The 15,712-nt window shown below is 64.5% G+C and carries 12 protein-coding genes; 9 read left to right on the forward strand and 3 right to left on the reverse strand.

Annotated elements, in window-relative coordinates:
- Positions 1 to 48: 48 nt before the first annotated feature.
- The gene (locus GY769_09360; GenBank protein ID MCP4202129.1) at positions 49 to 1,386 is read right to left on the reverse strand and encodes a DUF3999 domain-containing protein; all 1,338 of its coding nucleotides are present in this window, start codon (positions 1,384 to 1,386) and stop codon (positions 49 to 51) included.
- The gene (locus tag GY769_09365; GenBank protein ID MCP4202130.1) at positions 1,383 to 3,209 is read right to left on the reverse strand and encodes a DUF2339 domain-containing protein; all 1,827 of its coding nucleotides are present in this window, start codon (positions 3,207 to 3,209) and stop codon (positions 1,383 to 1,385) included. Before GY769_09365 ends, GY769_09360 begins: the two co-directional genes overlap by 4 nt.
- Positions 3,210 to 3,341: 132 nt before the next feature.
- On the opposite strand from GY769_09365, the gene eno reads away from it, so the two are divergent.
- Positions 3,342 to 4,643, forward strand: coding sequence for a phosphopyruvate hydratase (gene eno, locus GY769_09370; protein ID MCP4202131.1), 1,302 nt, complete (start codon positions 3,342 to 3,344; stop codon positions 4,641 to 4,643).
- Positions 4,644 to 4,714: 71 nt separating this feature from the next.
- A complete protein-coding gene (locus tag GY769_09375) occupies positions 4,715 to 4,993 on the forward strand; it encodes a septum formation initiator family protein (GenBank protein MCP4202132.1) in 279 nt (92 codons plus the stop codon).
- Here GY769_09375 and GY769_09380 read toward each other — a convergent pair.
- Positions 4,971 to 6,437: a cation:proton antiporter gene (locus GY769_09380; GenBank protein MCP4202133.1), complete on the reverse strand. Its 1,467-nt coding sequence runs from the start codon at positions 6,435 to 6,437 to the stop codon at positions 4,971 to 4,973. The two genes, GY769_09375 and GY769_09380, sit on opposite strands and share 23 nt — an antisense overlap.
- A 92-nt stretch (positions 6,438 to 6,529) precedes the next feature.
- Here GY769_09380 and mfd point away from each other — a divergent pair, with 92 nt between their 5' ends.
- The 7 genes from mfd (at position 6,530) to GY769_09415 (ending at position 15,698) form a co-directional block, all read left to right on the forward strand.
- Positions 6,530 to 9,958, forward strand: a complete 3,429-nt coding sequence (mfd, locus tag GY769_09385) for a transcription-repair coupling factor (GenBank protein MCP4202134.1) — start codon at positions 6,530 to 6,532, stop codon at positions 9,956 to 9,958.
- On the forward strand, positions 9,955 to 10,770 hold the full coding sequence (locus tag GY769_09390) for a peptidyl-prolyl cis-trans isomerase (protein ID MCP4202135.1): 816 nt from the start codon (positions 9,955 to 9,957) through the stop codon (positions 10,768 to 10,770). Before mfd ends, GY769_09390 begins: the two co-directional genes overlap by 4 nt.
- Complete coding sequence (locus GY769_09395) at positions 10,763 to 11,845, forward strand: hypothetical protein (protein ID MCP4202136.1); 1,083 nt, start codon at positions 10,763 to 10,765, stop codon at positions 11,843 to 11,845. The genes GY769_09390 and GY769_09395 overlap by 8 nt, the downstream gene beginning before the upstream one ends.
- Before the next feature lie 146 nt (positions 11,846 to 11,991).
- A complete protein-coding gene (locus GY769_09400) occupies positions 11,992 to 12,432 on the forward strand; it encodes a division/cell wall cluster transcriptional repressor MraZ (protein ID MCP4202137.1) in 441 nt (146 codons plus the stop codon).
- 20 nt (positions 12,433 to 12,452) lie between these two features.
- Positions 12,453 to 13,403 (forward strand): 16S rRNA (cytosine(1402)-N(4))-methyltransferase RsmH, encoded by a 951-nt coding sequence (rsmH, locus tag GY769_09405; GenBank protein MCP4202138.1) that lies wholly within the window; start codon positions 12,453 to 12,455, stop codon positions 13,401 to 13,403.
- Positions 13,404 to 13,410: 7 nt separating this feature from the next.
- Positions 13,411 to 13,755, forward strand: coding sequence for a cell division protein FtsL (locus GY769_09410; GenBank protein ID MCP4202139.1), 345 nt, complete (start codon positions 13,411 to 13,413; stop codon positions 13,753 to 13,755).
- Positions 13,752 to 15,698, forward strand: a complete 1,947-nt coding sequence (locus GY769_09415; GenBank protein ID MCP4202140.1) for a PASTA domain-containing protein — start codon at positions 13,752 to 13,754, stop codon at positions 15,696 to 15,698. The genes GY769_09410 and GY769_09415 overlap by 4 nt, the downstream gene beginning before the upstream one ends.
- The last annotated feature ends 14 nt before the right edge of the window (positions 15,699 to 15,712 follow it).

The following is a 15,712-nucleotide window of genomic DNA, read 5'->3' on the forward strand; positions in this document are numbered from 1 at the left end:
GTGCCACAGCACCTCGCCGCTGTCAATCGCCGCTGCTAGTCGCCAGTGCTATTCGGAGAACGGATCCGATCCCGAGCGAAACGACTTGACGGCCAGAGCGCCGAGAACCAGGACCGCCAGGGCCAGAGCTGCCCATATCAGCACCGGATGGCGCTCGGAGAAGGGCTCGGAGCTGACGAAGTCCGGGTTTGGCTCTTCGGCGCCGAGCGCACCGAGGGGCGCGGCAGCCAATTGGCCGCTATCGAGCAGTTGCGCCAGCTCGTAACGGGGGCTCTCGGCTCGGGAATGGCCGTACAGCAGCCTAAAGGCTCGCCGGGCCTCGGGTCTAAAAACCACGCTCTGGACCGGGCGCAGAAGCGTGATCCGAAGATCGTCGATCGGGGCGTCATTGCCGTCGAGGATCGCGACGCGCCAGAATCTCGCCGAGCTGCCGCTGAACTCCACCTGAAGAGACTCTCGCTCGGCGCCGGTTTCCTGATTCAAGAACCGATAGACGAGTCCGCGGCCGACATCTCTCCAGGTGTCGCCGTCGTCGCTGGCGCCGACCTTGACCGGGCGATGGAACTCGTTCCGAAGAGTCTCGACGCGCACCGCCGAGATCGGAGCCGTTCTTCGCTCGGAGGCGAGCTCCCACCAGCTTTCGTCCACCGGCGAGTCCTCGCGGAGTGCGAGCTCGAGACCGGCGTCTTCGAGCTCGGCCTCGGATTCCAGGTGTTTATTGGCGACTCGGATACTCGCGATCGGAACGGCACCGTCGTCACGCAGAAGGCGGAGCCTCAGCCAGCGGTCGCGGGTCGGGGGATAGCCGACGCGCATGGCTTGCCCCTCGCCGGTCTCCCGGAAGTGGTAGACGGGAGCCTTGGCACGGAGTGTCCTCCAGGCTTCATAGTCCGAGCTCGCGGAAATCTCGGCCCAGCCGAAAAAGTCCTCTTTCCGATCCGACAGCTCGACCTTGACCACGCTATGCACCGCATCGTTGCCGCCGGTATCGACGACTGCTTGGGTGTAGCTTCCGGGCACGTAGCCGGTGTCGATCAAGTCGGTGTCGCGCCAAGCGAGACTGCCGGTGGGGAAGCCCGAATAGAGCACGTAGCCGGTCTCTTTGCCGGAGTCGTCGATGACCCGGAGATCGGAAAGGTCGATGCTGGCGTGGGCGAAGACCTCATCGGAGACAGGCACTCGGACCAGTCGCTGCTCGAGCGCTTCGGCTCCGATCGCGATCGGTCGCGAGTAGGCCCAGTTGCGCCAAGCCCAACCGAGGTCCACGGCGCGGTCTTCAGATGCCGCGGATGCCGCCGCCGGCGACGCTGTCGCGATGCCTCCGCTGGCTCCGATAGCGGCTACCAAGAAGAACCGGAGTAGTAGAGGCAGGCGCCTGACGGTCACGGTTCGTTCGATTTCCGATCGGCCGAGAGTCCGCGCTGGTAGAAGAACGACAGAGCGAGCAGCACGACGCCCAGCACCACGAACGAGACGATGCGATAGCCCTTGTCGAGGAACGAGAGGTCAAACAGAAACACCTTGGCGACGGCGAGACCGATCAGAAGCAGCCCCTGCCAGCGCAGGGCCGGCTCGCGTCGTCCGACCCCGAGGCCGATCAGGACACCGCCGCAGATCGTCCACAGCAGCGACAGGCCGAGCTGCCGGGCGAGCTTCGGGTCGAGGCTGCCGCTCGCTGTGCCCAGGACGCGCCAGACCTCCTCGGACAGGCCCCACACGGCGACCGCGTTGGCCGCGATCCCCGCGATCTCGAAGATCCGGCGCTCGTCGGGCCCGATTCGGGCGCGATCGGAAGTGCCCCAATAGGCGCTCGCGGCGAGAGCCGCCACCGCCGCGACGAAAGCCAGGAAGCGCTCGTTGAGGAGGAACCTCTCGGTGTCACCCGACGCATCGAAGAGCAGGACGACCACGACGGCGATCAGGGCCAGTCCGGTCCAGCGCAGTGCCCGGATGCCGCTACGAAACCCCGCCCAGACCAGCGCCGCGCCTTCCACGGCCAGCGCGGTCCGGATCCACTCGCCCTGGAGGCGGATCGGAATCGCTGCGGTCGCGAACGCTAGAGCCACCCCGGCGAAGACATAGCGGGTCGCGCTCGCGCTCGACGCGCGCGTCAGCAAGAGGTAGACGACGGCCAGCACCAGCACCGCGATCGTCAGCCACCAGCGATGGTCGTCGTAGAGCATGAGGTGCAGGCCGAGACCGAACCAGTACGCGTTGGCGAGGACCAGGCAGGTCTCGTCCAGGTGGAGCGGTGCATCCTGTCGTGCTCGGAGGGCTCCGAGCGCGCCGAAAGAGAGAAAGAAGAGCGTCCCGAAGAGAAGGGTGGGCAGGAGTTTCGCGGGCTCGTAGAACTCGTCGTACCAGGAAAAGAAATAGACGACGAAGCCGGCGAGCGCAATCGGAGCGAGCCAGCGCCACCTCATGGTCCAGGCAAGGGCGAGAAAGCCCGCGGTCAGGGCGAGCAGATAGACAAAAAGGGTCGTCTGGTTATCGACGCCCGTGCTGAGCAGCCCTGGTGTGAGCAGACCGCCAAGCAGCGCCAGAACCGCCAATCTCTGCGAACCTCGACCTCGAGCCAGGCCGGCCAGAGAGGCGGTCACCAGAATCATCCCGCCGAACGCGGCGGCCTGGGGGATCAACTCGTAAAAGTCCCAGGCCGCATAGAGGGAGAGAAAGAGAACGCCGCCGCCCAGGGCGGCGATGCCGTCCGAGAACACGCGATGGCCGCGGCTCGAGAACCACTGGCTGCCGGCCAGCAGGCCGGTGCCGGCGACCAGGCCGATGACGACTCGCCCGGTCGGGCCGATCCAGTCGTTGTCGAAGGCGTACTTGAGAAAGAACGAGGTCGCGAGCAGGATCGCCAGAATCCCGATCCGATGCAGCCACTCCCCAGCGATAAGGGCTTCGAGGTCGAAGGACCGGCCTTCGGGCAGGGGTTCGAACAGCGGTTCTCCTTTGACAACCGCCGGCGTCGGAGGAGGGGTGGTCTCCGCTTTCTCCGCTTGGGGCCGCTCTCGATCCGGTCGGTCCAGCGTGCGCCCTCGATCCGAGCCGGCGGCTCGTTCGAGGAAGGCCACCTCGTCTTCGAGTTCCCCGTACTTTCGCTCCAGGGTTTTCAGTCGGAAGAAATTGAAGACCGCGAGCGCGGACGCGCCGACTATGAAGACGAACAGGCCGAAGGCGAAGCCGGTCAAGAGGTTTTCTGCCATCGCGTCGGTTGACCGCGCCGAGGGAGAAGCGGTTCGTTGAATTGTAGCGCGCAGGTGCTCGAGGGCGGCTGTTTGCGGCGGCATGGCCCGGAGGGTACGCTTGGCTCGGGGCGGTTCCCACGGAGGAAGGACATGTTCGAAATCGAAGAGCTGGCGGGTCGGGAGATCCTGGATTCACGCGGCAACCCGACGGTCGAGGTGGACTGCCTTCTGAGCGGAGGAGCGGTGGGTCGCGCGGCGGTGCCCTCGGGGGCTTCGACCGGCAAGCGCGAGGCGCTCGAGCTGCGCGACGGCGACGAGCGTTTCGGGGGTAAAGGTGTGCTGCGTGCGGTGAGCTCGGTCAACGAGGTGTTGGCCGGCGAGCTTGCCGGTATGGATGCGCGCGACCAGACCCTTCTCGACACCGCGATGATCGAGCTGGATGGCACGCAAGACAAGAGTCGCCTCGGTGCCAACGCGATTCTGGGAGTCTCGGTCGCGGCGGCCAAGGCAACCGCCGCTCAATGCGGCCTGCCGCTCTACAACTACCTGGGAGGCCCCAACTCCACGGTCCTGCCGGTACCGATGTTGAACGTCCTCAACGGCGGCGCTCACGCGGACAACTCGGTGGACGTGCAGGAGTTCATGCTGGTTCCCGTCGGCTTTGAGCACTTCGGCGAGGCTCTGCGCGCCGGTGTCGAGACCTACCATGCGCTCAAGAAGGTTCTGGGTCAACGCAATCTGGTGACCGCGGTGGGGGACGAGGGTGGTTTTGCGCCCAACCTGGCCAGCAACAGCGAGGCGCTCGATCTTCTGATCGAGGGCATCGAACGCGCGGGATACGTGCCCGGTGAGGATTTGGCGCTGGCGGTTGACGTCGCCGCGAGCGAGTTCACCGAGGAATCGTCGGCCGGCTCGGCCCGCTATGTTCTCGCCGGCGAAGGCAGGACCGGGCTCACGAGCGCGGATCTCGTCGACATGTATGACGAATGGCTGGATCGCTATCCGGTGGTATCGATCGAGGACGGTCTGGCCGAGGACGACCATGAGGGTTGGCGTCTGATGACCGAGCGCTTGGGTGGGCGAGTGCAGCTCGTGGGTGACGATCTCTTCGTGACCAATCCGGAGATCCTCGCCAGCGGCATTCGAGACGGCTTGGCCAACGCGCTGCTGGTGAAGCTCAACCAGATCGGCACCGTGACGGAGACCCTGGCCGCGGTCGAGCTTGCGAGAACCAATGCCTATGCCAATGTCATCAGCCATCGTTCGGGAGAGACCGAGGATTCGACCATCGCCGATTTGGCGGTCGCCGTTCGTAGCGGCCAGATCAAGACCGGCGCGCCATGCCGCAGTGACCGCGTCGCCAAGTACAACCGCCTGCTGCAGATAGAAGAGGAGCTCGAGGGGACGGCCACCTATCCCGGAAGCGCGGCTTTCCCTCGCTATCGCCGGTGAGTCAGACGCACCAAACCGAAACAGAGAGCCGGGATTCGTCTTTTCGGACCTTGCTCTTCGGAGCGTGCGCCGTGGTTTTCGCGGTTCTGCTACTGGCCGGTTACGACGGCTCTCGAGACCTGGTGCGGCTCAAGGCGCGCGAGGCTCAACTCGAGGCCCGATTGAGAAAGACCGACGCTCGCATCGCCGAGCTGCGCGAGCGCATCGGGCGCCTTCGTTCGGATCCCTACACCCTGGAGAGGGTGGCTCGGGAGGAGGTCGGACTCTCACGTCCGGGCGAGATCGTGGTCATCCTACCGCCGGCCGATGCGCATCCGGACGAGGTCGCTACGCTTCCTTCGAAGCCTTGATCCGGTCTCCACGCGCCAGGGTTATCTTGAGCAGCGGCGGCGTGATCAACGTGGTCACGATGACCATGATGACGACGGCCGAAAAGATCGTGCCCGAGATGACCGGTTGACCGCGCAGAATCAGGGCCGCGCCGATGCCGGCGAAGATCAGCCCGACCTCGCCTCGCGGGACCATGCCCACGGCGACCGAGATCCGGTCCAGACCCTTCTCGACGACTCCCACGGCGCAGATCATCTTGCCGACGATGGCGGCTATGGAGAGGAGCGCGGCGAAGCCCAGCACCTCGACCTGGCCGAATGTCGACAGGTCGACCTTGATCCCCATCAGCACGAAGAACACGGGCACCAGAAACGTGTTGATCGGATGCAGGAGCTCTTCGAGGGCGTGGTCTCCCCGACCCAGAAAGTCCCGGTAGTGAACCTCGTCGAGGATCAAGCCCGCGGCGAAAGCGCCGACGATGGGCGCCAGCTCGATCACATTGGCGAGATACGCCAGCAAGAAGCAGAATGCGAGCGACAGGCTCAGGAGAAGACCGCGGATCCGAAGCCGGCTGGCCACGCGAAAGAGTCTGGGCGAAAGCCAGCTGCCGATCACGATCGCGCCTACCAGGAACGCGGTGGCCTTCAGGATAATGGCGAGGACATCGGTGGCTGCCAGCGTGCCGCCGGTGTTGGCGGCCGCGATGATGCCCGAGACCACGGCGAGAATCACCAAGCCGAGGACATCGTCGATCACCGCGGCGCCGAGGACGATCTTGGCTTCCCGTGTCGAGACCTTGCCCAAATCGGTCAACACGCGGGCGGTGATCCCGACGCTGGTGGCACAGAGCGTGGCGCCGATGAACACGTGAACCAGAATGTCCTCGCTGGGCAGCAGCCACAACGAGACGCCCCAGCCTAGAAAGAACGGCGCGATGACTCCAAGACAGGCCACCAGCAGGCTCGACGAACCCACCGAGAGCATCTCGCGCACGTTCGATTCCATTCCTACCTCGAAGAGCAAGAGTACGACTCCGAGCTCCGCCAGAATCGCTATTCCCTCGTTGCTGGCGAGGAAGTCGAAGCCGTGGAATCCGACCAGCGCGAGGTTGCCCAAGACGACGCCCGCGACCAGCTCGCCCAGGACGGCCGGCTGGTGAACTCGTTCCGCTATTTCTCCTCCGAGTTTCGCGGCGATGAGAATGATGACGAGTCCGAGGAGCACGGGCGTGACAGGGCTTTGGTGCCCACCGCCTTCCGAGTGTCCGCCGTTGTCGGCGGGATCGGAGGCATGGGCGGTATCGGTGCCGCTCGGCGAGACGGCCGGCGGCTCGACGGCCGGGCTGGTCGCGCCGGTTGCCGCCAAGGCGCCGCTGCTGTCGGTGCCGGCTTCCAGACCCGGTACCAAGCCGGTTGCCGCCAGCGCCAAGCCGCCAAGCAGCAGCGCTAGAATCGCTCGTCTCATATACCCGACCTCCTCGGAGTTCTCATCGATGCGAGCGCGATGCTAACACTCGGAGTGTGCCCGTCGGCTGGGACCGAAATACACTTGATTGCATGATGGACGACTGGGGCATTCACAACGAGCGGCTTCGGGCGTCGGATCCGTATCGTCGGTTGAGCCGAGAACTCGGCGGCGCGAGCGGGCTGCCGGTGGAAGCCGCGGCCTGGATTCACGGTCTGCTGACCGAAGAGAGAGGGCGAGCGGGCCTCGTGATCGCGCCGCGCGAGTCGACGGCCCTGGCCTGGCGAGCCGCGGCGGAGTTCTTTGGAACCACCGCAGCCTTTTTCTCGCCGCCATCTCTGACGCCCTATCAGTCGGCGGCCGTGCCGATGTCGATCGCTGTGCGCGAGGTCGTGACTCTCGACCGCCTGGCGCGAAGCGATGTCAGAATCCTGATCACGACGCCGGCGGGCCTGTTTCGCAAGCTGCCGTCGCGAAATGCTCTGGCGGGCCGGACCCTCACGGTCAAGCGTGGTCAGCGGATGGAGCTCGAAGCTTTGGTAGATGGTCTTATCGACCTGGGATTCGAGCGGCTCGACCTGGTCGAAGAGGTCGGCGCCTTTGCCGTTCGCGGAGGCATCGTCGACTGCTTTCCTCCGGGACTCGATCTCCCCGTTCGCTTTGACTTCTTCGGCGACCAGATCGAGTCGCTACGCTCCTTCGATCCGGGAGATCAGAGGTCGCGCGAAGTGATCGCGAGCACCAGGCTCTTGCCTCTGACTCTCTTTGAAGCCGGCGCGGACCGAATGGCCGAGCTCGGCGCCGTTCTTCTCGAGGAGGCGACTCACCTGAGTGCCGAGGAAGAGGCCCGCGTCGAGGGCCTGCTCGGGGGCGTGCCATTTCCCGGTTGGCAAGAGCTTCTACCGGCACTGGAGGGCGAAGCCACAACGGTGCTCGATTGGCTGGAAGACGAGCCGTTGATATGTGCCTTCGAGCCCGGCGATGTCGAAGCGGAGGTGAGCTCCTACGCCGATCGGCTGGCGTTGGATCGCAGGCAGAGGCACCTCGCAAACGAGCTGGCATTGGCCGAAGATCTTCTTCTGCACCCGAAGGCGACGGTCGAGGCCCTGGTGGAAGCTGCGACGCTTACGATCTCGAACAGTGTTTCCGAAGCCGGGGCGGTGGACTTCGGCGGCGGCTCGACCGATCTCTTTCACAACCAGCTCCAGCGCTTTCCAAACGAGGTGGTTGGAGCGCTCGCGCGCGGGGAGAGCGTCGTGATCGCCGCTCCGAGCGAGCATCGAGGGCGTCTGGAGGCTTTCTGCGAGAGCTATGGGCTCGCTCTCGGATGGGATGGTGTTCGTCTCGCCGCCGGCGAGCTAAGCCGCGGATTTCGGCTGCCGGCTGCGAGTGTCGCACTCTTCTCCGAGGACCAGCTGTTTCGCCCGGTCGCGCCACGCCGGCGCCGACGAGGGGGCTCGGTCTTCTTCTCGGGACTCCGGGATTTGAAGCTCGGTGACTTCATCGTTCACGAGGATCACGGCATCGGTCAGTTCGTCGGCTTGCGGAGCCTGGGCCTGCGCGACGACGATGATTCGCACATACCCGAGACGCTGCGGTCACCTTCGCGGGGAGCAGCTCCGGGCGGCGTCGAGGCACTCGAGATTCAATACTCGGGCGGCCGCACACTGCTGCTGCCGCCGTCCGGGCTCGACCGCATCCAGCGCTATCTCGGGTTTGACGGTGTGGCCCCAAGACTCGATCGGCTGGGTGGAACGTCCTGGGTTCGCAAAAAGGAGCGCGTCAAGGCGGGCATGCGCCAAATGGCGGGAGATCTACTCAAGCTCTACGCCGAGCGCCAGCTCGCCGAGGCGCCGGCGATGCCCCCGGACTCGGATCTCCAGAGACAGTTCGATGCGGCCTTCGACTACGAACCCACGGACGACCAGCTCCAGGCGATCACCGCGGTCAAGAGAGACCTCGAGGACCCGCGTCCGATGGATCGACTTCTGTGCGGCGACGTGGGCTTCGGCAAGACCGAGGTCGCGATGCGAGCGGCCTTCAAGGCGGTCGACGGAGGCTTCCAGGTCGCGGTTCTGGCGCCCACCACGATCCTTGCGGACCAGCATCTGGAGACGTTTCGCAAACGCTTTGCGGGTTTTCCGGTCGAAGTCGACATGGTGTCGCGGTTTCGCACGCCGATGGAAGTCACTCAGGTCCGCGAGCGTCTGGGGCAGGGCAAGATAGACATACTGATCGGGACCCATCGCCTGCTCAGCAGGGATCTCGAGTTCTCGAAGCTGGGGCTCCTGATCATCGACGAGGAGCAGCGCTTTGGGGTCGCACAGAAGGAGCGCCTGCGCAAACTCAAGAAGAACGTGCATGTCTTGGCGATGACCGCGACCCCGGTGCCGCGCACCCTGCAGCTCTCCCTGGCCGGAGTGCGTGATCTCTCGACCATCGAAACGCCGCCCAGAGACCGAATGTCGGTGGAGACGGCCATTGTGCCTTTCGGACAGGAGCTGGTGCGCGAGGCGGTCGAGTACGAGCTCGATCGGAACGGCCAGATCTACTATGTCTACAACCGGGTCGAGAGCATCGAAGAGATGGCGGAACAGTTGCGAGAGATCTGTCCGCGGGCCCGGATCATCATCGGACATGGCCAGCTTGCCGAGAAGGCGTTGGCCGAGCGAATGCATGCGTTCAAGGCCGGCGAACACGATCTTCTGCTCGCCAGCACCATCATCGAGAACGGCATCGATATCCCCAACGTCAACACGATTCTGGTGCACAGGGCCGACCGCTTCGGCCTGGCGCAGCTCTACCAGCTGCGCGGCCGGGTGGGCCGAAGCCGCAGGCTGGCTTTCTGCTATTTACTGACGCCACCGCGACAAGCCCTGACGGAGCTCTCTCGCAAGCGCCTGGAGGCGATCCGTGAGTTCACCGAGCTGGGTGCCGGGTTCCGGGTCGCGGCTCGCGACCTGGAGATTCGAGGCGCGGGAGATCTTCTGGGGGCCGAGCAGAGCGGACACATCTCGGCTGTGGGGCTCGAAACCTATCTCAAGATGCTCGATGAAACCGTACGTGAGCTCCAGGGAGAGGAGATCGCCGAGTCGATCTCGACGGCCATCGAGTTGCCGTTCGAGTTGGTTGTGCCCGAGGACTATGTCGCCGAGCAGAATCTCAGGCTGGAGCTCTATCGCCAGATAGCCGCCGGGGAGGGGGCGTCCGAGGATCTGATCGCCGAACTACGCGATCGCTACGGTGAGCCTCCGAAAGCTGTCTACCGCCTGCTCGAGGTGTCGGCCCTCAGGCGATCGGCCGAGGAGCTGCGCGTGCAATCGATCACCGGCGGATCCGGCGCGCTCAAGATCCGTTTCCGGCACGATACCCGGATCGCGGCCGACGATCTCATCCGTTTCGTCGGTGAGCGCGACCAGCTCTCATTCAGTCCGAGCGGAGTGTTAACTTGGGCCGGCGTACCCGACGAACGGTTGGTCGCAAGGGCCCACGAGGTCCTGGAGGAGCTTTCCGCCAGTTGAGGCAGACAATCGCCACCACCCTGTCTGTGTTTGCCGCGCTCATGACTCTGGCCTGCGGCCGGGGCGCGCCGGCGGCCAACGTTGCCGCGGAGCTCGGTGGGCAGGCCGTGCCCTATGTCGAGTTCGAGGCGTACTTGGCGGCAAACGCGATTGTAGATGCGCCTTCGCTCGGCAGCGAGGTTCTGTCGAGCCTGTTCGATCAGTTCCTCGAGGAGCTGCTTCTGACCCGGCTGGCGGCCGACGAGGGGATCGAAGCGAGGCGACCCAGCGCGGCAGTCGCTCGGCTGGTTTCCGGCTCTAGCGGTGCCATTGACCGCGGCGAAGTGGAGGCCTTCTACCGAGCGAACCCGGATCGGTTCCGCCGGCCCGAGAGTGTGCGACTGCGTCAAATCCTGGTCGAGGATCGAGCCACGGCGGAGCGGGCGGCGCGAGAGCTGGCCGAAGGGGTGCCTTTCGAAGACGTAGCGCGTAGACTCTCCCAGGGACCGCGAGCCGAGGTGGGGGGTGATCAAGGCGTTTTGAGTCGTGAGGACCTGCCACCCGAGATCGCCAATCAGATCTTCGGCCTGTCTCCGGACGAGATCAGCGAGATCATCGCGGCGGATTACGGCTTTCATGTTTTTCAGATTTCGGAGCGCTACCCGGAGACTCAGACGCCGCTCGATCAAGCGGTTCCGTACATCATCGAGGAGTTGAAGGAGCAAAAGCGGGGTCAAGCCGTGCGCGATCTCCTCGAACGAGCGGTCAGGCGCTACAATGTGCGTCTCTACGCGCGGAACCTTCCGTTCCAGTACCAGGGGAAATATGGCTAGAAAAAGACTCTCGAAGAGTGCTTCGGTGATCCTGTCAGCCGCGATTCTCTTGGCGGCCGTTCCCGCGGTCGCGGAGGTCAACCGGATTGTCCTTCGGGTCAACGATCGGATCGCGACTCTCCTGGATTACGAAAAACTCAAGCAGGAGAGGGTCCGGTCCCTGGCGCGCTCGGAACTGTCGGAAGAAGAGCGTCAGCGCCAACTGGCCAGCGTCGGAACCGACACGATGAACAATCTGTTCCAGGAAATGCTCCTCCTGTCGCGCGCGGATCAGCTCGAAGTACGGATCGGCCCGTCCGAGCTACAGGAGGCGTTGGAGAACACCAAGCAGAGCTTCGGGATCGAGACCGACGAGGACTTCGAAGAAGCCCTGCGTCAGTCCGGGCTCACGCGGGAGGACCTGCGCAAGCAGATCGAGAACAGTCTGAGAATCCGGGAGGTCTTTGGCCTGGAAGTCTATTCCGAGGTAGGCTTCGAGGAAGAGGATCTTCGACGCTACTACGGCGCTCATCCCGACGAATTCCGCACCACCGCTGCCGTTCTGCTGCGCGAGGTGATCGTTCTCGAGTCGTCGGGACTCGATGCCGCGGCATTGTCCGACGTGGCGAAGGAACTGAGAGAAGCGATCGCTAGCGGCGAGGTCGACGAGCTTCTGGCAGAGAGGGAAGCCGCGGGCTCGACCACCGGGTGGATCGACCTGGGCTGGGTCGAGGCCGGTGATCTCGACGAGCAGCTCGAAGCTGCGATCGTAGGCGTGGAGGCGGGTGGCGTCACCGAGCCGACGGCGGCGCGCGGCGGCTTGCATCTGCTGCAGGTGCTCGAGCGCCGGGAAGCGCGGGTGCGGGAGTTCGCCGAAGTCCGCGAGCAGCTCGAAGTTGCCGAACGGGCCCGCCGGATCGAGAAGCAGCAGGCCGAATACCTGCGCGAGCTCGAAGACCAGGCCTTCATCGTCGCGCATCCTCCGCCCGAAGCGGCCGGTTTTCGCGCCGAGGTCAGCGGCAGCGAGCCGAGCGCGGTCGAGAGCCTGGATGCGAGCGACGGACTGAGCCCCGGCAGCGAATCACAGGACGGCTAGGCCGGACGATTCGCGAACGTGATTCGGAGCGCTCTGCCGGTGATTTACGCTCCGTTTACGGTCTGCAAAAAAGGTGGAGCAAAATGGACAGGAGTGGAGTCTGATGGTAAAGTCGCCCAGGTTTCCATGGAAGGTGTGTCCTGTTCATGTTTCGGGGAAGTGCGCCAGCAAAAATCGACGATAAGGGACGGCTAAAGGTCCCGACGAACTTCCGTCGAGTCCTGGAAGAACGCTACGGCCGCGAACTGTTTCTGACATCGGTCGTCGGTGATTCGGTGCACCTCTACCCGCTGGGCGTTTGGGAAGAGTTCGAGCAACGCCTGGCCGGTCTGCCTTCGACCGATCGGACCAAGAGACGCTATCTGGAGCGAGTTGCCTACTTCGGCCAACAGTCGCAGCTCGACTCCCAGGGCCGAGTCGTCGTGCCTCAGCTTCTCCGCGAGAGCGCGGACATGACCGGTGAGGTGGTCGTGGCCGGTCGGTTGGACCACCTCGAGGTCTGGAACCACGAGCGACTGCTTGCGCGATTCCGCGAGCAGCCGTTTACTGACGAGGATTTCGGATACCTGAGCGAGCGCGGCATCTAGCCGCACTCGAGCAGAGGTTCATTGAAACGAATTGCGTGCAACACAAACCGGTCCTTCTTCGCGAAGTCGTCACTTTTCTGCAACCGGAGCGAGGGGGCTTGTTTGTCGATTGCACCGTGGGTCTCGGAGGACACACGGAAGCGATCCTCGAGGCAAGCGCCCAGGCTCGTGTTCTGGGTGTCGATCGCGATCCACAAGCACTGGGGGTGGCGCGGCGGCGTCTCGAGCGATTCGGACCGCGGCTACGACTGGTCCAGGCGGATTTCGCCGATCTTCCAGACGTTCTGGAGCAGCTCGAGGAAGGACTCGCGGCAGGAGTGTTGGCGGATCTCGGGGTCTCGTCGTTACAGCTGGATTCCGCCGAGCGCGGATTCAGCTTCAGGTGGAACGGGCCCCTTGACATGCGAATGGGAAACGAAGGTCCGACGGCAGCTGACGTCGTCAACACATACTCGGAGGAAGAGTTGCGGAACATTCTTTGGCAGCATGGTGAAGAGAGACAGGCGCGTCGGATCGCGAGGGCACTGGCGGAGGAACGTGACAGAAAGCCGCTCGAGACGACGGATGACCTGAAGCGCGTGGTTTACCGGGCCAAGGCCGGAGGCAGGTCCGGCCGTCGCGGCCGCAGGGAGGGTCGGGTGGACCCCGCGACCCGCGTATTTCAGGCGCTCAGAATCGAGGTCAACAAAGAGCTCTCGAGACTCGAAACCCTACTGGACGAGGTCATCAAGCTGGTCGAGGCCGAGGGCCGACTGGTGGTGATCTCATATCACAGCCTGGAGGATCGCCTGGTAAAGAACTCGTTGCGGCGGCTTGCTCGAGGCAAGATCGACGAGATCACCGGCCGGCCCCACTCGGAGACCAGGGTCATCGAGGTTCTCACCAAGAAGCCGGTGCGTCCGTCCGTAGAGGAGATCGAGATCAATCCGCGGGCTAGGTCTGCCCGGCTGCGGGCGGCGAGGAGGTTGTAGGCGACTCGTGAGGCGTTCGTATGCGGTCGTTCGGCCGGTCAGCAACACCTACCTCATTCGGGAGCGTGATCGCCGACGCCGTCGAGAGCTTCTCTGGGTGGCGAGCGTCTTGCTGCCGCTCGGAGCCTGTGCTCTGGTCTACGTGTGGCTTCACGTCGAGGTGCTCCGGGTCGGCTATCGCATCCATGACCTCGAAAAGCGGGTCGAACAGCAGGTGGAGCTTGAACGACGCCTTGGGCTCGAAGCGTCGTTTCTCGAGAGCCCCAAGCGAATCGAAGAGCGTGCCATTGCCGAGCTCGGGATGTCGCCACCGGCGGCGGAACAGCTGATCTTCGCCGAGGTGGCACGGTGAAGGGCCGCCTCGTGGTCTTTTTGGTCGTGATGGCCCTGTGGGCCGCGGGCATCTCGGCTCGGCTCTACCAGTTGCAGGTTGTCGAGCACGAGAGCTACGCACGGCGGGCGTTTGATCAGCAACTCCAGATGGTCGACCTGGCGCCGCCGAGGGGCACGATCTTCGACGCCCGCGGCCGCAAGCTGGCGGTTTCAATGGCGGTCGACTCGGCCTACGTTTTGCCGCACAAGCTGGCCGATGTCGAAGACGCTGCCGAACGGATCGCCCCCATACTCGGTTCGACACCGGCCGGCGTGCTCGAGCGGCTGATCGATGAACGACCATGGCTGTGGTTGACTCGACAGCTCGATCCGCCCGTCGCCGAAGCGCTTCGAAAGCTCGACATCGAGGGCATTGGTTTCGTAGAGGAGAGCAAACGCTTCTATCCCCTGGATGAGCTCGCGGGACCGGTACTCGGGTTCGTGGGGACGGACCATTCGGGGCTGGCGGGCCTCGAATTGGCCTACGATTCGGTCGTCTCGGGCGAGCCGATGCGTCGCCGTTTCCTGAAGGATGCTCTAAACGACCGGGTCGTGGCGCCGGGCTTCTCTTTCATCGACGCCGCGCCCGGGGCCGATCTTCATTTGACCATCGACGCCACGGTTCAGTACATCGTCGAGGACGAGCTCGCTCGAGCCCTCGAAAAGAGTCATGCGCGGGCCGGCGTTGCGGTCCTGATGCAGCCACACACGGGGGCGATTCTCGCGATGGCCTCGCTGCCGGCTTTCAATCCCAATCGGTTCGGCGACTACGAACGAGCTCAATGGCGCAACGCGGCCGTGGAGGATGCATTCGAACCGGGGTCGACCTTCAAGGCGATCACCGCGGCCGCGGCTCTCGAACGCAACCTGATCGACCCCATGGATGTCATCGACTGCGAGCAGGGTGAGATCACGATCGGCTCGACCCGGATTCGGGATCATAAACCCTTCGGGGAGTTGACGTTTCGTGAGGTGATTGCGCGTTCCAGCAACGTCGGGGCGATCAAGGCCGGCCTGCGGCTAGAGCGTTCGGAATTCTTCGATGACACCCGCCGCTTTGGTTTCGGTTCGGCGACCGATATCGATCTTCCGGGTGAGAATTCGGGGATCGTACGCGGCGTCGAGAAGTGGTCGAAGTACGAAGCCGCTTATCTCTCCATCGGTCAGGGAATCTCGGCGACACCGGTCCAGCTGATTCGAGCCTTTGGCGCGATGGCCAACGGTGGCTACCTGGTCGAGCCCCACGTTGTCGCGACCGTCGATCGCGGCGGTCGCCGGGAGGCGCCCGCGCGCGCCGAGTCCGACGGCCCCGTGGTGAGCGCCGCGACCCTGCGGTCCTTGACCCGTCTGCTCGAGGCAGTGGTCGAGGAGGGGGGCGGAGCGCAGGCAGCGGTTCCCGGGTATCGGGTCGCCGGCAAGACCGGTACCGCCCAAAAAGCGCTCCCGGGAGTCGGTTATCTCCCGGATCGCTACGTCGCGAGCTTCTTGGGCTTCGTGCCTTCGCGTCGTCCGGAGGTCGTGGCGATGGTGATGCTCGACGAGCCTAGGGGTCTCTTCTACGGCGGCGAGGTCGCGGCTCCGGTGTTCGCTGCCATCATGACCCGCGTTCTTCCCTACTTGGGAGTTGCTCCCGGTGCTCCCGAGGACTTTGAACCGACACTCGAGACCGGTGCGCCGGTGCCTGCAACCGGCACGTTGCTGGCTCGCACCGTACGGCCCCCAACCGGCGCGACGACAGCAAGCGACGAGATACCCGATGTCCGCGGGCTGACCGCTCGGGAAGCGATTCAGACGCTGGCTCAAAGCGGTCTCAGGCCCAGGCTGCATGGCAGTGGCTTTGTCGAGCTGCAGTCCCCGCAGGCCGGGCGGCCGTTGACCGAGGCTGGAGGAGAGATCGAGATCTGGCTCGGAGCGAGCTCTTGATCATGCACGAGGTG

The organism is bacterium, assembly GCA_024224155.1.
Classification (GTDB): Bacteria; Acidobacteriota; Thermoanaerobaculia; order Multivoradales; family JAHEKO01; genus CALZIK01.